The 26,829-nt window shown below is 27.1% G+C and carries 25 protein-coding genes; 1 reads left to right on the forward strand and 24 read right to left on the reverse strand.

What is annotated here, in order from left to right; translation table 11 throughout:
• Positions 1 to 2: 2 nt before the first annotated feature.
• The 3 genes from ACAN_RS14035 to clpS form a co-directional block, all read right to left on the reverse strand.
• Positions 3 to 617: a c-type cytochrome gene (locus tag ACAN_RS14035; protein ID WP_228150629.1), complete on the reverse strand. Its 615-nt coding sequence runs from the start codon at positions 615 to 617 to the stop codon at positions 3 to 5.
• A 90-nt stretch (positions 618 to 707) separates the two neighbouring features.
• Positions 708 to 2,909: an ATP-dependent Clp protease ATP-binding subunit ClpA gene (gene clpA, locus ACAN_RS11150; protein ID WP_099334313.1), complete on the reverse strand. Its 2,202-nt coding sequence runs from the start codon at positions 2,907 to 2,909 to the stop codon at positions 708 to 710.
• A 9-nt stretch (positions 2,910 to 2,918) separates the two neighbouring features.
• On the reverse strand, positions 2,919 to 3,218 hold the full coding sequence (gene clpS / locus ACAN_RS11155; protein WP_079576912.1) for an ATP-dependent Clp protease adapter ClpS: 300 nt from the start codon (positions 3,216 to 3,218) through the stop codon (positions 2,919 to 2,921).
• A gap of 60 nt (positions 3,219 to 3,278) precedes the next feature.
• Here clpS and bioD point away from each other — a divergent pair, with 60 nt between their 5' ends.
• Positions 3,279 to 3,911, forward strand: a complete 633-nt coding sequence (gene bioD / locus ACAN_RS11160) for a dethiobiotin synthase (RefSeq protein WP_099334312.1) — start codon at positions 3,279 to 3,281, stop codon at positions 3,909 to 3,911.
• Here bioD and ACAN_RS11165 read toward each other — a convergent pair.
• From ACAN_RS11165 to ACAN_RS11265, 21 genes are all read right to left on the reverse strand, one after another.
• Positions 3,883 to 5,862 (reverse strand): sensor histidine kinase, encoded by a 1,980-nt coding sequence (locus ACAN_RS11165; RefSeq protein WP_099334311.1) that lies wholly within the window; start codon positions 5,860 to 5,862, stop codon positions 3,883 to 3,885. The genes bioD and ACAN_RS11165 overlap by 29 nt on opposite strands.
• 18 nt (positions 5,863 to 5,880) lie before the next feature.
• Complete coding sequence (locus tag ACAN_RS11170; protein WP_099334310.1) at positions 5,881 to 7,062, reverse strand: MFS transporter; 1,182 nt, start codon at positions 7,060 to 7,062, stop codon at positions 5,881 to 5,883.
• Positions 7,049 to 8,758, reverse strand: a complete 1,710-nt coding sequence (locus ACAN_RS11175; RefSeq protein WP_099334309.1) for a molybdopterin-dependent oxidoreductase — start codon at positions 8,756 to 8,758, stop codon at positions 7,049 to 7,051. The genes ACAN_RS11170 and ACAN_RS11175 overlap by 14 nt, the downstream gene beginning before the upstream one ends.
• Positions 8,745 to 9,452: an efflux RND transporter periplasmic adaptor subunit gene (locus ACAN_RS11180; RefSeq protein WP_099334308.1), complete on the reverse strand. Its 708-nt coding sequence runs from the start codon at positions 9,450 to 9,452 to the stop codon at positions 8,745 to 8,747. Before ACAN_RS11180 ends, ACAN_RS11175 begins: the two co-directional genes overlap by 14 nt.
• Complete coding sequence (locus ACAN_RS11185; protein ID WP_099334307.1) at positions 9,449 to 10,909, reverse strand: BatD family protein; 1,461 nt, start codon at positions 10,907 to 10,909, stop codon at positions 9,449 to 9,451. The genes ACAN_RS11180 and ACAN_RS11185 overlap by 4 nt, the downstream gene beginning before the upstream one ends.
• Before the next feature lie 2 nt (positions 10,910 to 10,911).
• On the reverse strand, positions 10,912 to 13,029 hold the full coding sequence (gene flhA, locus ACAN_RS11190) for a flagellar biosynthesis protein FlhA (protein ID WP_099334306.1): 2,118 nt from the start codon (positions 13,027 to 13,029) through the stop codon (positions 10,912 to 10,914).
• Between the two features lie 12 nt (positions 13,030 to 13,041).
• Positions 13,042 to 14,187 (reverse strand): flagellin N-terminal helical domain-containing protein, encoded by a 1,146-nt coding sequence (locus ACAN_RS11195; RefSeq protein ID WP_099334305.1) that lies wholly within the window; start codon positions 14,185 to 14,187, stop codon positions 13,042 to 13,044.
• Positions 14,184 to 15,488, reverse strand: coding sequence for a flagellar protein export ATPase FliI (fliI, locus tag ACAN_RS11200; RefSeq protein ID WP_409454906.1), 1,305 nt, complete (start codon positions 15,486 to 15,488; stop codon positions 14,184 to 14,186). The genes ACAN_RS11195 and fliI overlap by 4 nt, the downstream gene beginning before the upstream one ends.
• 2 nt (positions 15,489 to 15,490) lie before the next feature.
• The gene (locus ACAN_RS11205; RefSeq protein ID WP_099334304.1) at positions 15,491 to 17,485 is read right to left on the reverse strand and encodes a YfgM family protein; all 1,995 of its coding nucleotides are present in this window, start codon (positions 17,483 to 17,485) and stop codon (positions 15,491 to 15,493) included.
• 4 nt (positions 17,486 to 17,489) lie between these two features.
• Positions 17,490 to 18,542: a flagellar biosynthesis protein FlhB gene (gene flhB, locus ACAN_RS11210; protein WP_079576901.1), complete on the reverse strand. Its 1,053-nt coding sequence runs from the start codon at positions 18,540 to 18,542 to the stop codon at positions 17,490 to 17,492.
• 10 nt (positions 18,543 to 18,552) lie between these two features.
• Positions 18,553 to 19,302 carry a flagellar biosynthetic protein FliR gene (locus ACAN_RS11215; protein WP_099310397.1) on the reverse strand — a complete coding sequence of 250 codons (750 nt, stop codon included), beginning with the start codon at positions 19,300 to 19,302 and terminating at the stop codon, positions 18,553 to 18,555.
• Entirely contained in the window at positions 19,302 to 21,821 is a 2,520-nt protein-coding gene (locus tag ACAN_RS11220) for a flagellar hook-length control protein FliK (protein WP_099334303.1), read from the reverse strand. The genes ACAN_RS11215 and ACAN_RS11220 overlap by 1 nt, the downstream gene beginning before the upstream one ends.
• Positions 21,822 to 21,825: 4 nt before the next feature.
• Complete coding sequence (flgC, locus tag ACAN_RS11225) at positions 21,826 to 22,287, reverse strand: flagellar basal body rod protein FlgC (protein WP_099334302.1); 462 nt, start codon at positions 22,285 to 22,287, stop codon at positions 21,826 to 21,828.
• Positions 22,288 to 22,299: 12 nt separating this feature from the next.
• Entirely contained in the window at positions 22,300 to 22,602 is a 303-nt protein-coding gene (fliE, locus tag ACAN_RS11230; protein WP_079576897.1) for a flagellar hook-basal body complex protein FliE, read from the reverse strand.
• 8 nt (positions 22,603 to 22,610) lie between these two features.
• Positions 22,611 to 22,934 (reverse strand): hypothetical protein, encoded by a 324-nt coding sequence (locus ACAN_RS11235; RefSeq protein WP_079576896.1) that lies wholly within the window; start codon positions 22,932 to 22,934, stop codon positions 22,611 to 22,613.
• Between the two features lie 72 nt (positions 22,935 to 23,006).
• Positions 23,007 to 23,822 carry an AAA family ATPase gene (locus tag ACAN_RS11240; RefSeq protein WP_099334301.1) on the reverse strand — a complete coding sequence of 272 codons (816 nt, stop codon included), beginning with the start codon at positions 23,820 to 23,822 and terminating at the stop codon, positions 23,007 to 23,009.
• Between the two features lie 2 nt (positions 23,823 to 23,824).
• Positions 23,825 to 24,985, reverse strand: a complete 1,161-nt coding sequence (gene flhF, locus ACAN_RS11245) for a flagellar biosynthesis GTPase FlhF (protein WP_079576894.1) — start codon at positions 24,983 to 24,985, stop codon at positions 23,825 to 23,827.
• Positions 24,982 to 25,374: a hypothetical protein gene (locus ACAN_RS11250; protein ID WP_170233032.1), complete on the reverse strand. Its 393-nt coding sequence runs from the start codon at positions 25,372 to 25,374 to the stop codon at positions 24,982 to 24,984. Before ACAN_RS11250 ends, flhF begins: the two co-directional genes overlap by 4 nt.
• Positions 25,361 to 25,738, reverse strand: coding sequence for a hypothetical protein (locus ACAN_RS11255; RefSeq protein WP_099334299.1), 378 nt, complete (start codon positions 25,736 to 25,738; stop codon positions 25,361 to 25,363). Before ACAN_RS11255 ends, ACAN_RS11250 begins: the two co-directional genes overlap by 14 nt.
• Before the next feature lie 15 nt (positions 25,739 to 25,753).
• Positions 25,754 to 26,050 carry a hypothetical protein gene (locus tag ACAN_RS11260; protein WP_228145261.1) on the reverse strand — a complete coding sequence of 99 codons (297 nt, stop codon included), beginning with the start codon at positions 26,048 to 26,050 and terminating at the stop codon, positions 25,754 to 25,756.
• Entirely contained in the window at positions 26,050 to 26,826 is a 777-nt protein-coding gene (locus ACAN_RS11265; RefSeq protein WP_099334298.1) for an OmpA/MotB family protein, read from the reverse strand. Before ACAN_RS11265 ends, ACAN_RS11260 begins: the two co-directional genes overlap by 1 nt.
• Between the last annotated feature and the right edge of the window lie 3 nt (positions 26,827 to 26,829).

Here is a 26,829-nt window from a genome sequence, read left to right on the forward strand (position 1 = left end):
TATTATAAAGTAGATATATACTCTGCTAAAGCTTCTATTTCTGTTTCATTTAGTGATAGAACTTGGCTTTTCATAACACCTTTTAATGCTTTTCCATAAGTATCGTTTTTATATCCATTTAATACATCAATAGTCTTTTGTTTATCCCAACCTTGAATAACTTCAGATTTTCCAAGTGCTTTTACTTCTCCATTTTGTCCATGACATCCAGCACACTTTAAAAATAGTTGTTGTCCTTGATTTGAACTGCTACTTTTCATTATATCATCAATGCTTTTCTCAATTTTTTCTGTTTTATCTTCTACTTGTTTTTTTACTTGTTTTGTTATTTCATCACTTTTTTTTACAATATCACTTGTTACTTTTGATGCGTCTTCTCCAACCTCTTTTGATGTTTTTTCTATTATTTCACCTATTTGTTTAGAAGCCTCACCAACCTTATTTGAAATATTAGTACTTGCATCTTTAATCTTATTGATTAATTCATCTTTTGAATTACTTACTTCTTTTTGTGTCTTTTCTACATTTGAAGATGTTGTTTTCTCTTCTTCTGTTTTTTCTTGACAGCCTGTAAGTAACAAAATCGCCACAAACGAACTAATTAATGCACTTTTCATAAAATAACCTCTTTTTACAATAATATTTTATATTATCCTATAATTTTATTAAAATCAGTTTAAAAACCATTTCTAAAACTTAGTTTAATGTTATAGATATTTAAATGTAAAATCATCTTTTACAAAATCAATTTTAACTTCGCCACCTTTTTTAAGTTTTCCAAATAGTATTTCATCTGTTAACTTATCTTTAATCTTTTCACTAATTACTCTATTTAAAGGTCTTGCACCCATAGTTTTATCATATCCTAGTACTGCAAGCTCTTTTTTAGCTTTTGCACTAATAGTAATTTTAACTTTTTTCTCAACTAATTTTGCCTCTAAATCTTCTATGAATTTACCTGCAATTTTTGCAACGATATCTAAACTTAAAGCTTCAAATGTAATAGTAGAATCAAGTCTATTTCTAAATTCAGGTGCAAAAAATTTATTTATTGCTTTATCTTCATTTAGTTTATCATCTTTTGCAAATCCCATAACATTTGCTTCACTAGAACCTAAATTTGATGTCATAATTAATATTACATTTTGAAAATCTGCTTTATTTCCATTGTTATCTGTTAACTCAGCATTGTCCATAACTTGTAAAAGTACTGACATTAAATCAGGATGGGCTTTTTCAATTTCATCAAGTAAAAGTACACAATGTGGATGTTTTCTAATTGCTTCTGTTAATAAACCACCATTTTCAAAGCCAACATACCCAGCAGGCGCACCAATAAGTCTAGAAATTGTATGAGCTTCCATATACTCACTCATATCAAATCTTTCAAAATGAATTCCCAATTGATTTGATAACTCACGAGCAACTTCTGTTTTACCAACACCTGTTGGTCCTGTAAATAAAAAGCTTCCAATAGGTTTTTTATCAAGCCCTAAACCAGCTTTATTTCTTTTTATTGATTTTACAATTGAAGAAACCGCACTATCTTGACCAAATACTCTTTTTTGCATATTTTTTTCTAATGATTTAAGCAATGACAAATCAGATTTAGTTGCTGATTTTGGAGGAATATGCGCCATTTTTGCAATGGTATTTTCAATATCTTCTTTTGTTATATTTGAAGCTTTTTTTGCTTTTTCTTTTTGAATTTTTTTAAGTGAACCTACCTCATCAATTACATCAATAGCACTATCAGGTAAAAATCTATCATTTATAAACTTTTTACTTAACTCAACTGCTAATTCTATTGAGGGTTTACTATATTTTACCCCATGAAACTCTTCATATTTTGATTTTAATCCCTCTAGGATTATTACAGCATCTTCAATTGAAGGTTCATTTATATCTACTTTTGCAAATCTTCTACTTAGTGCTTTGTCTTTTGAAAAATCATTTCTAAACTCTGCAAAAGTTGTAGCTCCAATACATCTTAGTTTACCATTTGCAAGCATTGGCTTTAAGATATTTGATGCATCCATAGCACTTCCACCAACACTTCCAGCTCCAACAATAGTATGAATTTCATCTATAAATAAAACTGCATTATCTATTTGTGAAATCTCTTTTAATAGTGATTTTAATTTCTTTTCAAAATCACCTCTATATTTAGTTCCTGCAAGTAGTGAACCCAAATCAAGTGAATATAACTTTGCTTTATCTAGACTTGATGGTACATTTTCATTTGCAATTTCAAGGGCAAGTCCCTCTGCTATTGCAGTTTTACCAACACCTGGTTCTCCTACTAATATAGGATTATTTTTCTTTCTTCTACTTAAAACTTGAATTACTCTTGAAATCTCATTTTCTCTTCCAATTACTGGATCAATTTCACCTTTTTTTGCAAGAGCTACTAACTCAACACTATTTTTTTCAAGTACACTTGAAGAAGATTTTTCATCACTTGTTTCTTCTAAATCTTCTATTGAACTGTTGTGTGAAATCTCTTCTAATATATCAACTTTTTGAACACCATTTGATTTTAAAAGATATGAAGCATATGAATTTTCATCTTTTATTATAGAAACAAACATATCTTCAACTCCAGCATCTCTTTTGCCACTTGCTTGAGTATGTGCAACCATATACTCTATTGTTTGACTCAAACTTATACTCTCTATTGGTTCATCTTCAATATTCTCAGGCAGTACAGGTGTATTTTCGTCTATGTACTTTTTTGTTTTTTCAAATAAATCATCAGTATTTAAGCCTAAGTTTGTCAATAAGTTTTCAATAACTTCATCATGTATAGTCATCAAAAAAATATGTTCCAATGTCAAATATTCATGCTTACTAGTTTTTGCATAGCTTACAGCTTGTGCAAATATGCTTCTTAATTCATTGCTAATCATAATATATTCCTATTCTTTTTCCATTAAAGCTTTTAAAGGAAAGCCTTTTTCTCTCGCCATTTTGGTAACTTGTGCAACTTTTGTAGCAGCAATTTCATGGGTATAAACTCCACACAAAGCTTTTCCTTTGTTATGTATGTTTAACATAATTTGTGCTGCTTCTTCTTGACCTTTTCTAAAAACTTTTACTAAAACATCTATTACAAAATCCATTGTAGAGTAATCATCATTTAATAAAAACACTTTATACTTCTTTGGTTCTTCCAATTGTATATCATTATCTAACTCTACTTCAAATTCATTAGCCACTTCAAACCTTTTTTCGATAAAATATTAAATATAAAATATTATACCAAAAAAGAAATTACAATGATAAAAGATAAAAATTACTATTTAAATAAAAGTTTATTTATAAGTGCAACAAATACAGATGTAGGGAAAACTTATGCATGTAAAAAATTTGCAAAGTTTTTAAACAGTTTAGGTCTAAAGGTAGGATACTTCAAACCTTTTGAAACAGGGGTAAAAGATAAACCTCTTGATGGTAGTGCTATGCTTGAGTTAGTAAAAAGCTTAAATAAAGATTTTAATTTTGATATTAATGATGTAGTTCCATATCAGTTCGAACTTCCAGCAGCTCCATATGTAGCAAAAAAAGATGTTATTCTTGATTTTGATTTTTTAATAAAAAAGAAAAAAGAGCTTGAACAAAAGTGTGATGTACTTATAATTGAGGGTGCAGGTGGACTTATGGTTCCAATTGATAAAGATATTTTTATAATTGACTTAATAAAAAAGTTTCAAGCCCATGCAATACTTATAACTCCTAGTAAACTTGGATGTATCAATGATACTTTATTAAGTATAAATGCTTTAAAACAAAAAAATATAGATTTTGATTTTTACATAAATTTATATGAAGATAAAGATAGTTTCAATGAAGTCTCTTTACCATTTTTAAAAGAGTATTTTCCTAAGTTAAACTATCTAATGGAAGTTTAATTTCAAAACAAGCACCAAGATACTCTTTTTCTTTGTGCTTGAAGTTTTTGTTTTTGACTTTAATTGTTCCATTTAGATGCTTTACGACTATTTCTCTTGTCATATAAAGACCTATTCCTGTCCCTTGACTTTGGTGTTTTGTTGTAAAATATGGCTCAAAAATTTTATCCATAATTTTTTCATCTATTCCACCACCATTATCTTGAATAGTTATAAATACAAATCTATCTTTTATAAAAGTTTTTATAATAATTAATCTATTTTTAGAACTATTTTGACTTAAAGCATCTTTAGCATTTGTCAAAATATTTAATATACTTTGCGTTAATTCATTTTGTATTGTATTTAGTTCTACATCTTCAAACTCAGAAACTACTTCTATAAAGTTATTTTTAAAAGCTGAATTCATTATATTTATATCTTTTTTTATAAGTTTTGTTAAACAAAATTTTTCTTTATCTTTTGTTGCTTTAAAAAAACTTCTAAAATCTTCAATGGTATGAGATAAATATTGTGTGGTATCAACTATTAATTCTAAATCTTTTTTTAACTCTTCTTTACTTGCAAGATCATAATCAATCTTTATTGACATTCCACTTGCTGCTGTACTTATTGTACTTAAAGGTTGTCTCCATTGATGGGCTATATTTCCTATCATTTCACCCATTGATGCCATTTTTGATTGATTAAATAACATCTGATCTTTTTTTCTATTTTTTAAAACTTCTTCATCAACTTTATCTTTTAATTTCATATTTAGTTTTTCTAATTCTTCTGTTTTTTCATCTACTTTGCTTTCTAGTGTTGCGTTCATATTTTTTAAAGCACACTTTTGACTTTCTATATTTGTTTTATATTTTTTAAAAATTAGTTCAATTTTTTTTGAAAGAAGCAATGTTAAAAGTGAACCAAATAAAATCACTAAAAAAGCTATTTTAATACTATTATTTAAAAACTTATCTTCTTCATTTTTTTTAGTACCTAAAACATCAATTATACTATTTTCTAAATGTCTTAAATCAATAGTAGTTAAAATAACCCAATTCCAATCTTTTATTAATTTATACGCAATTAGTTTTTCATAATTTTTTGTCCAATAAAAATTGATTTTTTCAAAATCTTTTAAATCAAATGATTTTTTAATATTTGTTTTTAAATCAGAAATAATAAAATGATCTAATTTTGTTTTTGTTATATTTTTAAACTCTTTATCATAAATAACTATAGTCTGTTTTGAGCTATTTTTTATAAACTCTACTCTATTAACAACTTCATCTTTTATTTGTTTGTCAATATCACTTTTATATTTGCCATATCCAACAAACCAATTAAAAGGTTCAAACTTTTTTATATATGAAATCTTTTCATATTTTATTGAAGAGTTTGGCTTTTTAAAAAGATATTGAATAAAGCCCTCGTTTGACTTGTAAAAAGTTTTTCTATATTTTTGTAAAAAATCTTGATGCTCTTTATTTTCTATATCTATTATATTTTGATTTTCAAGTTTTTTGTTTATTGGATATAAATAAGGAATAATAGTTTTTTTTGTATCTTCTAACACAAAATAGTATGTGTCATTTTCAAACCTAATTTGTGCTAAACTTTGTATTAAATCTTTTTTTATATCTTTATTTGAAGCTATTCCTGTATATGAGTTATATTTATTTGAAATAATATCATAAGCTATTTCTACTCTTTTTTTTATTTTTTCATTCATTATTTGTTTTTGAGTAGTTTTTTTATACTTTATATAATCATCCATTGTAGTTAACTTTTGAGAAAGTTTATTTTTTTCTTCAAGTACAAGTTTTTGTTTCAATCTTGAAATATCTTCATTGAACTTTTTCTCTGTACTTCGTACTTGTGTATAAGTAACTAAAGTTGTTAATAATATAATTAATACAATTGGAGTAAATATTATTAATTTAGATAAGTTTTTTTCTTGGAACATAATAAAAAAAGTGCTTTGTTATAGCCATTGTAAAACCTTTTTATAGTAAAAAGCAACTAAAATAAAAATCGATGAAATAATATAAGTAATTATATCAAGAGAAGTTAAACTTGCCATTAAACCTATAAAAATTGTTGTAACAACATTTGAAAGCATAAAAATCATATCATTATAAGATATAACCCTTCCTAGATATTTCTCTTCACAATTTTCTTGCAAAAGTGCATATGTATATGACCAAATAACTGTTGTAAAAAATCCAGTAAAAAAAAGTCCTATAAGTGCATAATAAAAATTAAACTGCAATGTAGCCCATAAAGCAATAGCAAGACCTTGAAATATTAAAATATAAAAAAATGTATTTTTATTTGCAAATTGACCTAAAAAATATGGTCCAATCATCAAAGCAAATGCTCTTATTGCATTTGAAATTCCAATAGATAAAGGTACAGCAATTACATATTTGTACTCATTTTTTGCAAGTAAGGTTACAAGTGCATCAAAAGATGTTAATCCCACACTTGCATGTAAAAGTATTAAATGAACTAAAATTTTATTGCTTTTTATATAGATAAAACCATCTTTTATTATGGTAAAAAACTTATCAGTAATTTTTGAATCTTTAACAACAAAATTTATCTTTGCAAAAACAACTATAGCTAATAAAAAGAATAAAGAATCAATTATTATTGCAGGTTTTGCGCCAATATAATTAACTACAACTCCGCTTACAGCCATTCCAAATGCATAACAAAAAGACCAAATAATTGAGTGTATTTCATTTGCTTTTTGTAAAGCAGGACCTTTAACAAGTTTTGCAAGAAGAGACATTTCAGTTGAAAAAAACATAGATGCACTACTCATTCTAATAAAAATAAAAATAAGTAAAAGCCAAATTTGTTCTTTACTATCAATTAATAAAAAACTCAATGTCATCAAAAACTCAATTATAAGCAAAGATAACATCAAAGGTTTTATCTTAAACCTATCAATTATGGCTCCTGAAAATGGTGCGATTAATACAGCTGGAAGAAAATGCATAGCAGTAACCACTGAAATAGCTAAAGCTGATGAACCAAAGTTCACAAGCATTGTATAAATTGCTACATTTGAAAACCATGCACCAAAATAAGATATAAACTGTACAAGAGATAAATCTCTTATTACTTTGTGTTCTTTAAAAAGTTTACGGTAATTCAATAGATACTAAGACCTCTTGATACATAGCACTATGAGATGTCTCATCGCTTTTATATGGAGTTAAATAGTTTGCTTTTTTATTTCCTGCATAACATAAAACACAATTAGGTTTTACATCTTGTGTTAATTTAACTTCAAAACTTGCTTCTCCATATTTTGAACGAAGTTTAACTTTGCTCCCATCTTTTATATTTGTTTTAGGATTCAGATATAAATAATTATCAATTTTAAAAGATGAATTAAGACTTCTTTTTTGTTTAGCTGTTATAAAGTAGTATTCATTTTCTAATTTTTGCTCATACAAATGTTCAATTTCTATATCATCAATAAACTCAAAATTATCAAACACATACTCTTTTGCTTTTGAACTCTTATAATAATCTAAAACTTCTTTTTCATCTTTTAAACCATCAAAATTAAAAACTTCATATAAATATTTTGTTAAATCATATTCACTAATGGTATCTTTTGATGGTTCATTAATTTTATTTGAAACAGCTTTATATTGGTGACCATATGAAAGTCTAATATCTTCTTTTTCTAAAAAAGAACAAGATGGTATTATCAAATCTGCATATTCACATGTGTCATTATAAGTTGTTCCCATAAAAACAACAAAGCTATTTTTTAAACCATTAATAACTCGTTTTGTATTAGGAGCACTTACAACGGGATTTGCACCTTGAATAAATACAAACTCATACTCTGCAAAGTCAACTTCACTCACATCTTCTTTTATTAAACTATTTGTTGTATCAAACTGACTTTCATAACCATATGTAGAGTTACTTAAATACCAAACTCCACTATGATGAGAGCTATTATGAAGTCCTAAAAAAGCTGCAAAGGAATCAATACATCTTGTAATATTTGCTCCTTCATAATACTTTTGAACTCCAAGTCCTAAAACCAATGCAACTTTTTTATTTTCTATGATTTCAAAAAATCTATTTATATCATCTAAGCTAACTCCTGTTGCTTCTTCATAAGATATTATGGGTCTGCTTTTTGCTAAATCAAAAAAATCTTCACTTGTATCATATTTTTTACAAAACTCTTCATCTTCCATATCTTGCATATAAGCAAATCTTGTAAGAAGCAATGCAAGTTCATAATCAGTCTTTGGATTTAAAGATAAGTGCAATTCTGATCTTTTTGCAATATCTGTTTTTATTGGATCTATTGTTATAAATGTTTTATTCTTTACTAACTCATACATATGAGAAGAGGTAACAGAAAAATTTCTCCCCCACACAATAATAACATCAGCTTCAAGTAGCTTTTCAATTGGAGGATTTACAACTTCACCTCTTGTGGCTTTAATGCCTAAGCCACCTCCCCCATCACATAAACTTCCTTGAGTTAAAGTAGAGCCATATTTTGCAAAAAAACTTTTTAAGCTACTTTGCATAACACCTAAATTACCACTTCCTTTATAAAATAAGCTATTATTTGCATTAACATTTTTAAGTTTTTCTACTAAGATATTTAAAGATTCTTCTAGTGTGATTTTTCTATTATTATAAATAGGTGTTTGTAAATAATCAGCTTTTAAACATGCAATAAAATTAGCGCATAGTTTTCCACTTGTTGGAAAATGACCTTTGTTTCCTCTAATTTTGCCATCAACTACAATAGCTTCACATGTGTCATAACAATCAAGTGGACATGCGATTGTTTTATTATTTGAATTCAACTTTTACTAGCCTTGAGAATTTTTTTACATTATTTAAATGAAGTTCAACTTTATATGATGATATATGCTCACTATCTGCAACATCATATATTTTAGAAATTATTATATCACTTTTTTTATCATCAATATATATATCTTTTGATTTTATTTTTTCAATATCATCAATTGGCACAAAAATTTCAAGTTTACCTTTACTTAAGTCTTTTGCTTCATAAAGTAGTGTTCCAGGAGTCACATAATCATCTCTTTTTACATTTACATTATAAATATAATTATTTTTCTCAATTAACTTTTTATTTTTAATACTATCTTTCAAATTTGCGATTTTTATTTTTATATCTGCTTTTGTTGTTTGTAAATTTATTACTTTTAATTTTTGATTATCTTTTTCAAAATCTGATTTTGAAGATACTCTTTTCATTCTTTCATAATTTTTACTCTCTATTTCAATCATGCTATTTACAGCTTCTAATTTATTTTGTGTTTGTTTTAAATCAATTCTATCAACATAAGAGTCAAGTTCAATTATCAAAGAATCATTTGCTTTTTTTCCTTCAATATTTTCATTTGAAAATATTACTTTACCACTCACATTTGATTTTATTTTATAGCTGTTGATTGGTTCAAGTTTTGCATAAAAAACTGAAGCAAAAACAAAGTTTGCACTAATAAAAAATACTAATAAGTATCTCATTTTTTTCCTTTTTCTATTTGCTTTACAAGTGAATATATATCTTTTTTCAAAATTTTAAACTCTTCATTATCTTCAATTTTTTGAAGCTTGAAAATCAGTTCATCTAAACTTTCATCTTTTTTAATCATAAAAGCCAAGACTTTTATTAATTCATCTGATGTTTTTGAAGATTTTATTTTTACTAAAAGAGTACTCTCTTTTTGCTTTTTTAATCTTTTAGTTATAGCATACTTATATAAATAAACTATTAATAATGCAAAAATAAAACCTAAAATAAAAAATACTACTCTATCTTTTATTGAAGTTTTGACAACTTCTTTTACAATCACATTTTCTTTTTTAGGAGTAATTAATTGTGATTTTTTTTCTTTGGCTTTTTTCACATTAATTTCATAACTATCTGTTTTTTTTCTAACTATTTTCTTTGTTTTACTGTCAAAATATTTTAACTCTAAGCTTTTAAGTTTTATACTATTTTTAGGGATAATAGAAAAACTCTTTTCATAAGTTCCATAGAGTTTGTCATCTTTAATTTTAGTATCAATACTAGCTTTATTTTCAAAAACTTGTGCATCTTTTATGTCTAATGTAAAATCATTTATATCATCAATATTTCCATATCCACTAACTTTAATTTTATAAGATACTGCATCACCTTGATTTATTTGTGTTTTATCAAGGGAAGTTTCTATATCAAAACTTCCCATTAGATTAACACCTTGAGGTAATGGTTTTGCATCGATTTCTAAGTCATTTGAGTATATCTGTTTTGTTATATAGTTATTATTCATAAAGAAATTACTTGAATTAATATCAAGTAATTGCATAGTGATTTTAAAAGGTTCAATTCTTAATTTTCCACTTTTTTGGGCAAATAATAAAAACTCTAACTCATTTACAATAAAGCCATCTTCTTTATACTGTTTTGAATTATCTGTTTGCTTATACCAAAAGTCTTTAAAATTTGCATTTGATATATTTAAATCTTGTACATTTAAATCTTCTTTATATTTAAATTTTACTTTTAATTTAAACTCTTGTGCTACATAAACTGAATTTTTAGAACTACTAATTTCAAAATCAGCAAATTTAAAATCACTTTTTTCAATCTTTTTTGATTTTACTTCTAAACTTTTTGTTTTATACTTTTTTCCATCAATTTCAAATTCAAAACTTGGTAATACAAACTCTTCATTAGGAAAAAAGCTAAATCTTTTAATAATTTTCTTTTCTACTTTAGAATTAATTATACTTATTGAATTTTGAGTAGAGATAGTATCTACTGATTCTTTATTGATATTTTCAATTTTTGGAAAAGTTATATCTTTACCTTTTGCAATAATTGAAAAAGTATAAGCTTCACCTTTAATAAAAAAAGATTTTGCATCAAGCTTTACATTAGCATGTGCAAAACTAAAAAAAAGTATTAAAATTGTAATAAATTTAAATATTTTCATCTTTAAAACTCTACTGTTCCCTCAATGGCAAAATTTGCTCTTGAATCAAGTTCAGCATGGGATAAAACTGCCACTTGAAGTCCAAATTTCTCATATATTTCAGATACTCTTTTTCTTAAAAGTGGATCAACAACCATTGCAACTTTACCAAATCCTCTTGATTCAACTTGCTCTATTGTCTCTTTTGTTTTTGTAACTAGATTATTTATTTCTGAAATAGAAAGCATAAGTTGAGAAACTCCATGTTGCTCTTGAAGCTTTCCTATAAATTGTTGTTCAAGCTCTGGTTTTATAGTTATAATATGAAGTGTTCCATCATTATCTTTAAACCTTTGTGTTATAAGTCTATAAAGCTTACTTCTTACATGTTCAAGCAACACATCAGGTGCTTTTGTGAACTCTGCAATATCTGCAATTGCTTCAACTATTGTTAGCATATCAACAATAGGTATTTTTTCATGTAGTAAGTCTTTACACACTTTTAATAAAGAACCATAAGATGTTACTTTCATCGCTTCTTCTACAACTATTGGGAAATCTTTTTTTAATCCATCAACAATATCCACAATATCTTGTCTTGTAATAATATCTTCTGAATGGTTTTTAATTGTTTCTGAAATATGAGTTGAAATTATTGTTGGAGCATCTACAACAGTAAAACCTTTCATTAATGCTTCTTCTTTTAATTCAGGTGAAATCCATGTTGCATCTAAATTAAATACAGGCTCTTTTACATGTAAACCTTTTAACTTCTCATTGCCAATTCCACCCATAGCAAGAAGCTTTTCAGTTTCAACTCGACCCTTTACTATTGGAATTCTTTTTAAATACAATTGATACTCATTTTGTGCTAAATTTGCATCATCAGAGATTCTAATTTGAGGAATAATAAAACCTAAATCAGCTGCAATTGTTTTTCTAATTCCTTTAATTTTATCAAGTAACTCTGAATCCCCTTGAACTAATTGTAAAAGTCTAAAACCCAGTTTTAACTCTAAAACTTCCATTTTCATAATAGTTTCAATTGCTTGAGCTTCATCAGGTCCTTTTTGCTTTTTCATCTCTTTTAATTCTTCAACACTTTTTGAAGTTTTAGCAGCACCTTTTTTAGCTTCTTGTGGCTTAAAAAATCTTGTAATCGAGTTGTCTTGTTCATCTTGTACCATAAAAATAGTATAACTAGTACCCATCATCAAAAGTCCCATAATAGACAATATTCCAGTTGGAAATCCTGGTATAAATCCAAAAAGAATCATTCCTATACCAACAAGCATTAAGGCTTTACTATCTTTTACTAATTGTAAAATTGATTGATTTGCAAATCTATCCTCATCCATATTTGAACGAGTAATAATAATAGCCGTTGCAGTTGATAAAATAAGTGCAGGAAGTTGGGCTACTAAACCATCTCCAATAGTTAAAATAGTATATATTTCTCCACTTTGAGAAACAGTCATATCATGTTGAAATAGTCCTATTAAAAGTCCACCTATTAAGTTTACTAAAGTAATAATAATACCAGCAACAGCATCACCTTTAACAAACTTTGAAGAACCATCCATAGCTCCATAAAAGTTTGCATCAGAGATTAACTCTTTTCTTCTTATTTGTGCTTCTTTATCATCAATAAACCCAGCATTTAAATCAGCATCAATTGCCATTTGTTTCCCTGGCATTGAATCAAGTGTAAACCTTGCAGTAACCTCAGCAACCCTTGTAGCACCTTTTGTTACAACCATAAAGTTAATTAATACAAGAATAATAAATATGATAATACCAATTACCATATTACCGCCAACAACAAAGTCCCCAAAAGCAGATATTATGGAACTTACAGCTTCTGGACCATTGTGACCTTCACTTAATATAGATCTTGTAGTTGCAATATTTAAAGATAATCTAAATAGTGCAAGTATTAAAATAATTGTGGGAAATGTAGTAAGATCAGATGGTCTTTGAATATATAATGAAATCAATAATATAAGTAAAGACAAAGATAAAGATACTACCAAGAAGAAATCTAAAACCCCTTTTGATAAAGGAACAATAATAATCATAAGTATAGCAACAAAAAGTGCTACTACAAATAAATCTTTTGACAGTATCTTTCTTATATTCATTTAAACCTAAAACTATCTAACAAAATTAACTAATGACATTTCATTAGCTTTATTTATAGTCGTATAAAGTGATGTATATGTTAATTCTAAAGCTTTTGCTTCCATTGCAACTTTTGCAAGATTTGCTCCAGCAGTTTCTTGATATAACACATTATAATGTGTTAATTTTGATGAAACTTTTTCTAATGAAACTTCAAAAATTCTATTTCTAACACCTAAATTAGTATGAGCTGCATTTATAGTGTCATAAGCTTTATTTACATTTTCTAAAGTTTCTCTTAATTTATCCATAGCCTCAGCTTCTGTTACAGGAGCACCTGTTGAATCAACTTGTCTTAAGGCATTAATTCCTGTATCTAAAATATCAAAGATATTCTCTTTTGCTTCTAAAACTTGTCCAGGAATTGCTACAGGATTAGTTGTTTCATATGTTTTTGGTGTAGTTGATGGTAAAATTTCCGTAACTGGCATAGTTTCAGTAGTAGCACCCATTTCAGTATGCTTAACTATTTCAGGAACACCTGGATCTAAAACCCACTCATTACCAGATTCATCTACAATTCTTTGATTTTCACTAAAATTCAATTTTTCTCCAACTGCTGCTTCATCTACAGTATTCATCATCAAATCAAAGCCAGAAACACCTCTTTCTCTATAAGAGCCCTCTTCAACAGCAACTCTTTTTAAATATCCATTACCCTCATAAGTAATCTTTCCAGTTACAGGATCTTCAACAAAAGGAGCTTGTCCACCATTTGTTCCACTAAATAAATACTCACCATTTGCTTGTTCATTTGAAAATAGAAGAATACTTTTTTTCATACCCTCAAGATTAATAGCAATACTTTTCTTTGATTCAGCATCCATAGTACCATCAAGTGCCCTTAAAACTTCAGATTTAATTGTAGACATCAAATCTTTAATATCAGCAACCGAAGAGTCAGCTGAATTATTTTGAGCTTCAATTATTTCAATTTGTTTTTTTATTCCCTCATAAACTGAAACTTTATCCTCAATATAAATCTCTTTTGTAAAAACTAAAGAGTCATCACTTCCATTATCTATTTTTTTGCCAGTACTTTGTTGATAACTTAAATTCTGATATTTCTCATTTAATATATCTAATCTATAAATAGATTCACTTAAACTATTAATCATTGTAGCACCTCCTTAAGCATACGAACAATATCTTCAAAGGTATATTGTTCTTTAGTGCCTTGAGTAAGAAATTCTCTTATCTTCTCTTTTTTAGCTAAAGCATTGTCAAGTTCTGGATCCATCCCAGCTTTGTATGCACCTACTCTAACAAGTACCTCATTCTCTTTTATAAGAGATAATACCCTTTTTAACTTTAAAAAGTAATTATAGTGATTATCATCAACAACCTTATCCATAACCCTTGAAGCTGATTTTAAAAGATTTATTGGAGGATAAAAACCTTGCTCTGTTAAATCTCTTGTTAAAACAATATGACCATCTAAAATTGACCTACTTTGATCTGCTATTGGATCATTCATATCATCCCCATCAACTAAAACAGTAAAAAATGCTGTTATTGAACCTTTTGCATTACTACCTGCTCTTTCCATAAGCTGAGGCAAAAGTGCAAAAACTGAGGGTGGATAACCTCTACTTACTGGTGGTTCACCTGTACTTAAACCTATCTCTCTTTGTGCCATTGCAAATCTTGTAACAGAATCCATCATCAAAAGTACATCATGACCTTTATCTCTAAAAAATTCTGCAATAGCCATTGCTGTAAAAGCACCATATTTACGCATCAATGCTGATTCATCAGAAGTTGCAGCTACAATAATTGTATTTTCTAAATTATCACCTAAATTATAATGAATAAATTCAGGAATTTCACGCCCTCTTTCACCAATTAAAGCAACAACTTTTATTTGAGCTTCACACCCTTTTACAATCATTCCCATAAGTGTTGATTTACCAACACCAGAACCTGCAAAAATACCTACTTTTTGACCTTTTCCTGATGTAAGCATAGAATCAACTGCCTTAACACCTGTTGAAAATCTTTGATTAATTATACCTCTTTCCAAGGCAGGCATTGAAACTTTATTTATTGCTGAACTTTCAGGAGTATCTTTAATCTTACCTTTGCCATCAATAGGATCTCCAAGTGCATTTACAACTCTATTTAAAAGACCATATCCAGTCTTAACAGTTAATCCCTCTTTTTGTAAATAGACCTTATCATGTATTCTAAATCCTTCAATAAAAGAAAAAGGAACAACTGTAAAATCTTGTCCATCAATTGAGGCTATCATTCCAAGTACTGTATAAAGATGTTGAACTGATTCAATTTTAACAATATCCCCAACTGCAACTTCAATTCCAGTTGCTACAATTGTTGTTGTACTTATGTGTTTTATTCTTCCAAAAGGAATGGATAAGTTTGCACTATCTATGCTATTTAGTAAACTATCAATATCCATCATTACATCTCATCGCACATTTTTTTATATAAACTATCTTGTGTACCCTCAACTTCTTTACATTTTTTAACATACTCTTCTTTTTTTTGATTGTTTCCCATGGTTTCATAAGCTTTTATAACTTCATAATATGATTTTACTAAATCATTTGGTCTAATTTTTCTATTTGTATCTAATCCCTCTAGTAAATAATCCAAGGCTTTTTGTGTATTATTTTTGTTTTTCTCATATTTTGCTAATTCTTGCTCAACAAAAGGAGAATAAACTCTTGCTTTTATATCTTTTTGTTTATTATACAAATTAGTCAATATTTCATAAGCTTCTTCTTTTTTATCTTGTTCTAATAAATAAAGATAATATTGATAGTAAAAGTCAATGATCATAGGATTATTTTCATTTGCTTTTATAAAATCTTTATTATTTTGTGCATAAGAATAAAACCTTTTCATTGCTATTGGTTCATTCTTTGCATTTAATATCAAAAATCTATATAAAAACTCTTTTGCTAAAACATCTCTATTATCAACCATTTCTACTTTTGCAGAAAATCCCATTGCTTCATCTAATAAGCCTAATTTATATGCCATTTGTTCCAAATAAAGATATATTTGTGCATCTCTACTTCTATTAAATGCATCTTTCATAAGCAAATATGCTCTTTCATATGGTTCTTGAACCATACATTGAAAAAACTCATCTTTTGTCTCTTCATCATCTATTAATTTTTGTAAAGTTTCTCTTCTTGATGTTTTTAGTGTAGTATTTAATAAAGCACATTTTCCCTCTGATAAATACTGTTTTATCATCTCTATATTAACCACATCAAAGATTGCACTCATATTATCATAACCAAATCTTTTGGCAATTGAATTTGAGACTTTACTATAAACTCTTTTTTTTCTTAGTATCGTTTCATACTTTTTATCTCTTTTTTCATTTAATAACTCTTGTAATAATACTTTTTGTTGCATTGATGCAGATTCATTATATTTATTTGAAACAACATTTGGATCAATTTTTCCCTCTCTCATATAAATCTCATCAATATACATTTTTGCTTTATCAACATACATACCAGTTGGATAATTTTTCAAAATATCTTCATATAACTCTCTTGCTTTTATCAAATATTTTGGTGTTCCCTCATACATAAGCATATAAGTATTTGCAAGTTTATATTTAAACTCTTCAGCCATTTGCTTATCATCTGTTCGTTTGATTAATTCAGTTAAAATTTTAACTGCAAATTCTGGCATTTCTGCCTTTACTAACCTATCTACTTTATCTAAAGCTAAATAAGAATCTTTTGCATAGTACTCTATATTTTTATCTAAAACTTTAGAGATTAATTCATAAGCTTCATCATATTTATTATCTGCAATATAAACATCAAAAAGTTCATCTGCTACAATTGTTGCTACTAAAATATCAGTTGTTTTAGTCAAAACCTCATATAATATTCTTGCAGCTTTATCATATTTATATTGAAACTTATAAACTTTTGCTAAATGTATTTTTCCATAAGCTTTAGTAACATTATCATTAAAACTATTAATAATAATATTTGCAAAATATTCAGCCTCACTAGTTTTATTTGAATAAAGTTTTAAATCAACCAAAAGCATATAGGCTTTTGCAAGTTGATCTTCTCTTATTTTTGAACTATTTATAGCAGTTTCAAGCTCTTTTACTGCATCTAAAATAAATCTTTTTGTTTTCTTTTTTAGTGATAATTCAGCATACAATATATAAATATCTGTTTCTAATAGTTTTATTCTATTTTTATTTTTAAAATCATTTATTTGATCATAGGCTTCATCTACTTTGCCTTTTCTTGCAAGCATTCTTACATTTTCAATAATATCAAAACCATCTGCTATTGCTTGTTTTCTTTCTTGAGAAATTTGTTCATTCGCAGAGTTTATAAAGCTATAGTAAAAATCTTTTTTTGCAAAAGAAAATGATACTAATAAAAATAAAATTATTATATTTTTCAAACAACTACCTCTTTTTCTTTTTTAATTCAAACACATATGCAAATATCTCTGCAATTGCTTTATAAAATTCACCTGGTATTTCTTGAGATATTTCAATTTGATCATATATAGATCTAGCTAGTGCTGGGTTTTCAATAATTGGAATATCATTCTCTTTAGCTACATCTTTTATTCTTAATGCAATAAAATCAATACCTTTTGCAATCATTTTAGGAGCAGTGTCTACTTGATTATCATATTTTAAAGCAACAGCATAATGCGTAGGATTTGTAATAACAACATCTGCATCTGGAACATCTGACATCATTCTTTTCATAGACATTTCCATCTGTATTTTTCTAATACGCCCCTTTACTTGAGGATCACCATCCATATTTTTAAATTCATCTTTTATATCTTGCTTACTCATTCTTAATGATTTTAAATAATAAAATCTTGTAAAGAAAAAGTCCATTATAGCAAAAATTATTATAATAAGTAATATACTTGCTAAAAAGATAACAGTTAAATCAATCATTTTGCTTAAAGTTGCATGCAAAGACATATCCATCATTGCAAGATAATCTTCTCCTGTTAACAAAATAATAACAACCATTACACCCATAATAATAATTAACTTCATTGTTAACTTTAATGACTCAATTGCTTTTTTTAAGCCAAATATATTTCCAAATCCCTTTATTGGGTCTAGCTTTTGTAAATCAAACTTCAAAGGAGTTACAACAAATCCAAATTGAGTCCAATTTGTAATTAAAGTTAGAAGAAAGACTAAAGCAAATAATGGAGCTAGTGCTGATAACATAGTCATAGTAATAGTATAAGTTAATGTATAATATATATTAGCATCTAACTCTTGTCCTATAAACCCATAGGAGTAAAGCATTAATTTTTCTATTTGAGTCCAAAAATGGCCTGAAAAAAATACTAAATATATCGACCCAAAAAATAAAATTGCTGCACCTGTAACTTCCATAGATTTATTGACATTACCCTCTTTCTTGGCGTCTTCAATCTTTTTGGGTGTGGGTTCTTCGGTTTTTTCATCTTCATCAGCCATAAACTAAACCTTATTGAAACTTATTTATAAAAAAATTTGTAAAAGAGTGTGTAAAAATCTCCATTCCAAATATTAAAAATAGAAAAATAACTGCAAATTTCAACTGAAAGGTAATAACAAATGGAGAAAATGCAGGCATTGATCTTGTACCATAACCATAATATAAATCAAGTATAAATGCAATAAAAAAAAGAGGCAATGCAAAAGAGAAAGAAAAAGCAAAAAGCCTATTTATTTCATCAATAATAATCTGTATTCCATCATATGAAAATATATCAAAATAACCCAAATGAATTATAGAAAAACTTTTTACTAAAATAACAAATGTCATCTCATACATACCTGTTTCAAAAAAAAGCACCAATGCAACCATATATAAAAATCTATTAACAACACCTTCTTGTGTCCCTGTTGCAGGGTCAAACATATTTGCCATAGATAAAGCTGTTGAGTACTCAATTAACTCTCCTATTATTCTAACAGCAGAAAATATAATGTGTACAAAAAAAGCAGCAACTGCTCCTAATGTTATTTCACTTATTAGTGAAAGTACAAACATATCTTGAGTAACTAAATTTTTTACTTCAATAATGGGAAATAAAAAAATAGTAACAAAAAAAGCAAAAGTTACTCTAATTTTTGGACTAACTGCACTATGCCCATAAACTGGCATAAAAGCTACAAAAGATAATATTCTTGCAAGAAGTAGTAAAAATTTAATTACTACAGCTTCATTAAGTAAGGATAAAAAGGCTTCCATTACATATAATTTGAGCTTTCTTCAGATTTTTTATTTGAGTTATTCATTGAGTTTAAAATATCAGCAGAAGATGGTGTTTCTCTTCTATTTTGTTGTCCTTGCTGATTTGAAGAGTTACTATCTTGTCCTTGATTATCAGAACTTGTACTATCATCAGATGCAAAATTAAGATTAAATTTAGTATCAGAATCAAAATTCTTTAAAAGTGCATTTCTTAAACCTGTTTCATTATTAACAAAGGCATCTAGTGTTGCTGCATTTGATATATTTAAACTAATATTAAGACCTGAGTCTTTATCACTTTTCATTAAAATAGCAATTGATCCTAATTGCGCTGGTAAAAGATTTATTCTAAAAGCAGTTACAGGTGGTTTGTAGTTTTCATACATATTTCTTGCAACATCAGACATCATTGAAGACATTTGTTGTTGTGCTCCTATGATTCTGCTTTGAATACTCATGGCTAAATTATTTGGAACATTAATATTAACATCAGCTCCTTGATTAGCCGATGAAGAAGATGAAGAGTTTGATTGTGAATTTGCAATATTACTATTTGATATTTCTTGCATAATATTTTTATTTGTTGTTAGTTTTTCTATAAAATTATTTCTTTGTATCTCTTTTTGTTGATTATCTTTTAATTCAATTTTTGTTTCTTGTAAACCCAAGTCAAGCTGTTTTGCACTTGTTTTTATATCATCAACACTTTTACCTTCTTTAGCAGTTTTTACACCCTCATGTTTTGCTATAATTGATTGACTAGCAATACTATTTTTTTGTGAACTTAAATAAATATTTGTTAACACATCATTTCTATTAGTCAAAGGTACTTTTTGAGGTTCATTTACTTCTAATTTTTTTGAATCAATTATCTCTTTATTTGAAAGTTTTGATTCATCAACTAATTTTTCCAATAAGCTTTTTGATGAGTTTTTATTTTCTAAAGAAACTTCAGCTTTTTTATTTTCTGTAGAAGTTTTTGGATCAAGTTTTGATAGCTCTTGTGCTACTTTTTCATTTTTAGTATTATTTTCTGTTGTAGAAGATGTGTTAGTTGATGCGCTTTTATTAGTTTCTGTTGAGTTTTCATTTACTTTATTTTCTTGTGTTTTCAAAACTTGATTTTTATTATCACTTATATTTTCTTGTATTTTTGAACTATCTTTTTTTATTTCTAATTTTTGATTATCTATTGATTCTTTTGAGCTATCTATTTTAACTTCTTTACTATTTTGTAGATTATTTTGTTTTTGTTCAATATTTTCATTATCTACTTTAGTATCTTTTTTTACATCTTTTACACTATTTTCTATATTTAAATTTTCATTTTCTGTTTTACTAATTTTTACTTTATTATCTACTTCTTTTGATGTTTCATTTATATTTGTATTAGTATCTTTTTTTATATTATTTGTATTTATAGTTGTCTCTTCTGTTTTTAAAGCAGTTCCATCTAGTTTAGTCTTTGAATTTGTATTTTCTGTTTTATTATCACTATTTGAACGATCAAGTCTTTTGTCATTTTCTATATTTTCTAAAGAGTTATTATTTACTTTAATTTCACTTTTATTATCTTTTAATTGTAAATCTGATGTTTTTTCACTATCTTTCTTTGATAACTTTTCACTATTTTGTGTTTGCGTTTTGTCTTCTTTTTCTACCTTATTATCACTATTTTTATCTAAAGAGTCTTTAGTAACTTTTTTCTCATCACTATTTATATTCTGTTTTGACTTTTCAATATCTTTTGTGTCTAGTTGATTTTGCAATAACTCTTTTATATTTTTATTATTGCTATCTTTTTTTACTTCAGACTTTTCACCATCTTTAGTATTTATGTCATCTGTTTTTTCAGACTTATTAGCTTTTTTCTCAGTCGATTCTTCTTTTGTATTAGGATTTATTTCATCTTTTTGAGTATTTGTTTTTGATGATAAAGAAGATTCATCCAAATTTTTATCTTTTTTTGGATTTGTTTCCAAATCTTTTAAAATATCACTACCTTTAGTATCACTTTTTTTATTATCTTTTGATTCTAAACTCTTTGAATCATCTGATTGCTTAGATTGAGTAGTTTCATCTTTTTTTGTAGTAGAGTCTTTATCTTTTACATCTTCTTTATTAGAGTTTGTTGCTTTTTTTGCTTCTAAAATCATTCTATCAAGCATAGACATTGAACTATTATCTTTTTTTGTTTCTTTAGTAATATTGCTTTCAACATTATCAACTTCTGCATCGTTTTTTGTTTTTTCTTTGTTTGTTACACTACTATTTGAAGAGTCAGTTTGCTTTGTATTTTCAGATTTTTGATTTTCACCTTTTGTATTTGATACTTTTTCTTTTTCAATTGATTTATTATCTTTTGTAGAAACTTCTTCTTTGCCTTTTGAGCTTTGTGCTAAAATTGAATCAAATAAAGATAGCCCTTCTTTTTTTTCTTTAACTTCTTTAGTGCCAAAACTATTTTCAGAAGATGACTTAGTCTTTGAAGATGATAATAAATCCATTTCTTTCATAATACTATGCCTTTAAAATATCAAGTGTTTTAGTATCAATATTTTTATGTGTATTAAAAGAAGCAATATTTGCTTCATATGATCTTTGAGCTTCTATTAAATTAACCATTTCAATAACTGGATTAATATTTGGATAAGCCACATATCCATCTTTATTTGCATCTGGATGTGCTGGTTCAAATCTCATAATAGGGTCTGCATCATTTTGAACAATTGACTTAACGCCAACTCCTCTTAATTCATCTGCACTTTTTTTACTATTTGATTGTTCAATATCATTACTATTTGATTTGTCTGCTTTATTTAATAAAATCTCTTCAAATACAACATCTTGTTTTTTATATGGTCCGCCATCAATTGTATTAGTAGTTTGCGCATTTGCAATATTTGCACTTACTACATTTATTCTAGTTCTTTGTGCACTCATTCCTGAAGTTGCTACATTGTATCCATCAAAAAAACCCATAAAATCTCCTTATTATGCTTGCATTCTTGAAATCTCTTTATAAGCAGCAATTGCTTTATTTTGAACTTCTAAACCTAATTTCAGTGAAAGCTCAGCCTCTTCAATTTTTTGAACTGCTTCTTGAAGATTTTCAACTTTACCTGTTGCAATACCTTCCATTGCATCATATCCATCAATTTGGTGCTGATTTACTTCACCTACTGCACCTTTTAACATACTTGCAAAAGATTCATTCTCTTTTGGAGAGTTTACTTCATTTTTTACTTGTGAAAGTCCTAAAGAACCAATTGAGTCTTTAATTGAAGAAATATTCATTTTTTACCTCACTCTTTTTTATCAGCGCTTGCATTGGCATCATTGATACTCATCTCTGCAAGCATTGCATCAATTTTTTCAGAATTATATTTAAAATCCAATTCCTCTTTTTTGTTATCTAAACTAAATAGCAAAATAATCAAAGATAACATCATATTGGATACTCCTTTTAAAACAATTGTAACACCAACAATTCCAAAAAGCATTTCCAAAGGAGTAAATAAGTCTGCATTCACTACAAAAAATATAAGTGTAGCAAAGAATCCAGTTGCAATATACAATCTAAAGATTCCCGTATTTATTACGTTTTGGGAAAACTTTTCTACTACCATAGTATCATAGTTCCTTTAAAACAATAATATTTAATACACTTTTTCTGTAATATACAGACACCTTACGCAACCTTATTTTATATTTTTAAGTAAAGTATCAATTATAGCTTGTAGTTGCTTAGTTGAGTCATCATTTTTAAACTCAAAACTAAATAATTTTCTTAACCGGCCAGTTGTTGAAATATTTGCAGAAGTTGATACATTACCTATATATTTTACCATAAAATTGTCATTTAATCTATTTTTTTTAGCTAAATTTATTAAAGAATTTGAAATTGTATTCCCAATTTGATGATTTTTTGTATGATTAAAACACAACATAAGCTGTTCTTTATCTTTGGATAACATTTTAATTAATGCATAAAGGTCAGTTAAAGCACTAGGATCAGTTGTAGTAACTGCTAAAATATTATCTGATATTGCCAAAAACTCTTTAACATACTCATTTAAACCAGCTCCTGTATCAACTAAAACAACATCAAACTCATTTAAGCTAATAATATCTTCAACTATTCTTGCAAAAACAAAAGAGTTAGAGTGATTTGAATACTGATAACCACTCTTTCCTGCAACTAATGATATATTTTTGTAAGCTGTTTTAAGTAAAACTTCATCAATAGTAATTTTTCCTTCAATATAATCAAAAAGTGTATATTTTGGTTTCATATCAAATAATACTTGCATATTTGCTAAGCCAATATCAGCATCAACAATTGCCACTTTAAAACCTCTTGAAGATAATAAATAAGCAATATTTCCTGTAAAAGTTGACTTACCAACTCCACCTTTTCCTGATGTAATTGTTAGTAATTTAGTTTTTGATTCTCTTTGTTTATTTTTTGTAAGATTGATTAATCTACTTGCTTGATTTGAAATACTATTAAACACTCTTATCTCCTTGGACAAGAACTATTCATAAAACAGTCAATCAAAAAAGATGCATCTGATACTATTAAATCATCTGGAACATTTTGTCCTATAGAAAAATATGTAATTGATTTTTTTGTTTTATGTGCAAATGAAATCAAATTTCCAAAACTTCTAGTCTCATCAAGTTTAGTAAAAGTTAAATAATCAATATTTAATCTTGAATAGTTTGCATAAATATCAATTAAATCACTTTGCTTTACATTTGCAGGAAGCACTAATATTTTTTCAATAGGCAACTCTTCTATTCTATTTTGATACTCATTTATTAACTCAATTTTATCCACATCATATTGACTAGAACCAGCAGTATCAATAAATATATAATTACAATCTTTTAATCTAAGTAAAGCTTCTATTAAATCCTCAGGATTTTTAACAATTTCTAAAGGTAAACGCATAATATTTGTATAAGCTTGCAATTGCTCAATAGCTCCAACTCTAAATGAGTCTAAAGTTACAATTCCAACTTTATAGTTTTGTCCTAATTTATAAGCATATCTAGCAGCTAATTTGGCTATTGTTGTAGTTTTACCAACTCCTGTTGGACCAACCATCATTGTAATTTTTCTTTGATGTTTTCTTAATGGCACTTCATGTTTAATAGGAAGTATTCTTCTTAATATTAATTTAAAAAAATCATTAACTTTTTTAGGATTTGCCTTTAATGAAACTGGTAATTGTCTTATTGTTTTTTTCATTATTGTATATGTCATCTCTTGATCAAATTCATTTTGTTCAAAAAGGTTATACATATCTACAAATTCAGGTGGAATAGTCAAATCATATAGCTGACTTTTAGGATCCCATATTGATTTTTGAACCTGTCCTATTGCATCTTGCATCTTAAGTATTTCTGCTCTAAAATCATACACAGAAGCCTGAAATTTTTCATCTTTTTTTGGATCTTTTGAAACAATCTTTTTTGTATAAGTTGACTTCTTTATAGGTTCATTAATTGTGCTATCTTCTAATGCAACAACCACCTCATACATATCTTTATTGCCATCTTTTGCACTAGATATTTTTTTAGTAGATATTACAATTGCTTCTTCACCACACTCTTCTTGAGCCTTTTTTAAAGCAATTGTTGGTGTTTCTCCTAAAAATGAAAGCATATTCATTCTACTCTTCCATCTTTATAGATTTTTTCAATTTTTCCATCACTTCTTTTTATCCTAATATACTCATCATTTTGAAAAATTATCTCACCTCTTTTTTCTATTTCCAACGCACCAAACTTAAATACAACTGCCTCTTTTTTGTAAGGCTTTACATCTTTTGTACAAATCACACTACTTTTTCTAATATAGTGTAGTGCTTCATATTTTTTATTATTTAAATCAGCTAATTTAAGTGGTTTACAATACTTTTCAACACTATCAACTTTTCTTAGCATTAAATCACTTGGATCAACTATTGATTTATAATGTATAGCTTTTTTAGCAACTAAAACATCTATTGCATTTGCATTAAGAAACATAAATATAAGTAAAAAACTAAGCTTTAACATCAAGTAAAGCTCCTCCATTATTTTTTGTAAGATCTTCAACTATCTCTTTATACATTTGCTGAACAGGTAAGACTATTGATGCTAACTCTTTGTTGAGTTTATAAAGATTTTTTAACTCTTCTTCTAAATAATCAACTTTTTGTCTATAAATATTAACATCTTCTCCTGCTTTCATTTTTTCAACAATCAATTTATTTAATTCTATTTTTAGTGATGATATTTCATTGATCATCTCTTCTTTTTCACTATTTCTATCTAGAAGTTTTTCATGTCTTGCTTGTTTTATATCTTCAATATCTAATTTTATTGATTCTTTCATTTTATCTATAAGTTCTAACATTGTTTCAACTGTTTGTTCAATCATCATAAATCCAATCTATTATTTATTGTTTTGGCTTAAAAATTGATATAACATATCACTAATACCCATAGTACCTTTTGTATTTTTAGATACTGTTTCTGTATACATTCCTTTTATAATATCAGAACCAGTACCCTCACCTGCAACATTAGTACTTTTCAATGATATATCCATTAATTGTTGAGCAAAAAAAGATTCAAAATCATCACATACTTTTTTTAAATTCTCATCATCTAATTTTTTTGCGTCTATATTTTCAAATTTGTTATTACTAAACTCATTTTTAGTAACAATTGGTGTACTAAGTTCAATCATTATTCCAACCTATCAAAGAAATTCTCTTCATTTAAAATATCAGATTGATTATTTTCTGAAAAAAATCTGATTTCAACTCTTCTATTATCAGAAGCAACTTCACTTTTTGGATGATATGAACCATATGCAGAAACTTTTAACTGACCTGGTTCAATTCTATTTTTTATCAACTCTTTTACTACTTCAACAGATCTTAATGCTGATAAATCCCAATCATCTCTTGGTATATCTTTATTTTTGTAAGCTCCATTATCAGTATGTCCTATTACTTCAATTGCAAAAGTTTGAGGCATTGTTCTTATTACTCTTGCTATTTTAGCAATAAACCTCTTAGAAGCAGCATCATTTATTCTATACTCACCAGGTTTAAACATTATAGTTGAGGGAATATCTAAAACAAACTCATTTTTGCCCTTTGTTATTTGCATAATTTGTGATTGATCTGCTGCAGTGTCATTTGCAATTTCAACGATCTCTTTGATTTCATTTGAAGCTTGCTCAATTCCCTCTTCTGCTGCTGTCATACTATCAGAACTATCACTATTACTTTGATTATTTGAGTGTTGGTCTGTTTGTTCTCTAACATCTGAAGTTTTATCTAAAAACCCCATTGCTTTTTTCATAATATCAAAATACTCTTCAACTTTTTTCTTATCCATAACTGCCATAGATAAAAGTAAAATAAAAAAAGTAAGCAATAAAGACATAAGATCACCAAATTGAACTAGCCAACCTGGTAAACATTTAGGACAATCTGGACATTTTTTCTTTGCCATATC

It is taken from the genome of Malaciobacter canalis (assembly GCF_008000835.1).
Taxonomy (GTDB): domain Bacteria; phylum Campylobacterota; class Campylobacteria; order Campylobacterales; family Arcobacteraceae; genus Malaciobacter; species Malaciobacter canalis.

Bases quoted from the DNA above. Each gene is read 5' to 3' on its own strand.
- ACAN_RS11185 (WP_099334307.1), bottom strand. From the start codon at position 10,909: ATGAAAATATTTAAATTTATTACAATTTTAATACTTTTTTTTAGTTTT.
- ACAN_RS11235 (WP_079576896.1), bottom strand. From the start codon at position 22,934: ATGGTAGTAGAAAAGTTTTCCCAAAACGTAATAAATACGGGAATCTTT.
- ACAN_RS11255 (WP_099334299.1), bottom strand. From the start codon at position 25,738: ATGATTGAACAAACAGTTGAAACAATGTTAGAACTTATAGATAAAATG.
- ACAN_RS11195 (WP_099334305.1), bottom strand. From the start codon at position 14,187: ATGATTAATAGTTTAAGTGAATCTATTTATAGATTAGATATATTAAAT.
- flhB (WP_079576901.1), bottom strand. From the start codon at position 18,542: ATGGCTGATGAAGATGAAAAAACCGAAGAACCCACACCCAAAAAGATT.
- flhA (WP_099334306.1), bottom strand. From the start codon at position 13,029: ATGAATATAAGAAAGATACTGTCAAAAGATTTATTTGTAGTAGCACTT.
- fliE (WP_079576897.1), bottom strand. From the start codon at position 22,602: ATGAATATTTCTTCAATTAAAGACTCAATTGGTTCTTTAGGACTTTCA.
- ACAN_RS11265 (WP_099334298.1), bottom strand. From the start codon at position 26,826: ATGGCAAAGAAAAAATGTCCAGATTGTCCTAAATGTTTACCAGGTTGG.
- ACAN_RS14035 (WP_228150629.1), bottom strand. From the start codon at position 617: ATGAAAAGTGCATTAATTAGTTCGTTTGTGGCGATTTTGTTACTTACA.
- ACAN_RS11180 (WP_099334308.1), bottom strand. From the start codon at position 9,452: ATGAGATACTTATTAGTATTTTTTATTAGTGCAAACTTTGTTTTTGCT.
- flhF (WP_079576894.1), bottom strand. From the start codon at position 24,985: ATGAATATGCTTTCATTTTTAGGAGAAACACCAACAATTGCTTTAAAA.
- clpA (WP_099334313.1), bottom strand. From the start codon at position 2,909: ATGATTAGCAATGAATTAAGAAGCATATTTGCACAAGCTGTAAGCTAT.
- ACAN_RS11220 (WP_099334303.1), bottom strand. From the start codon at position 21,821: ATGAAAGAAATGGATTTATTATCATCTTCAAAGACTAAGTCATCTTCT.
- flgC (WP_099334302.1), bottom strand. From the start codon at position 22,287: ATGGGTTTTTTTGATGGATACAATGTAGCAACTTCAGGAATGAGTGCA.
- ACAN_RS11165 (WP_099334311.1), bottom strand. From the start codon at position 5,862: ATGTTCCAAGAAAAAAACTTATCTAAATTAATAATATTTACTCCAATT.
- ACAN_RS11250 (WP_170233032.1), bottom strand. From the start codon at position 25,374: ATGTTAAAGCTTAGTTTTTTACTTATATTTATGTTTCTTAATGCAAAT.
- ACAN_RS11260 (WP_228145261.1), bottom strand. From the start codon at position 26,050: ATGATTGAACTTAGTACACCAATTGTTACTAAAAATGAGTTTAGTAAT.
- ACAN_RS11215 (WP_099310397.1), bottom strand. From the start codon at position 19,302: ATGGAAGCCTTTTTATCCTTACTTAATGAAGCTGTAGTAATTAAATTT.
- bioD (WP_099334312.1), top strand. From the start codon at position 3,279: ATGATAAAAGATAAAAATTACTATTTAAATAAAAGTTTATTTATAAGT.
- fliI (WP_409454906.1), bottom strand. From the start codon at position 15,488: ATGGATATTGATAGTTTACTAAATAGCATAGATAGTGCAAACTTATCC.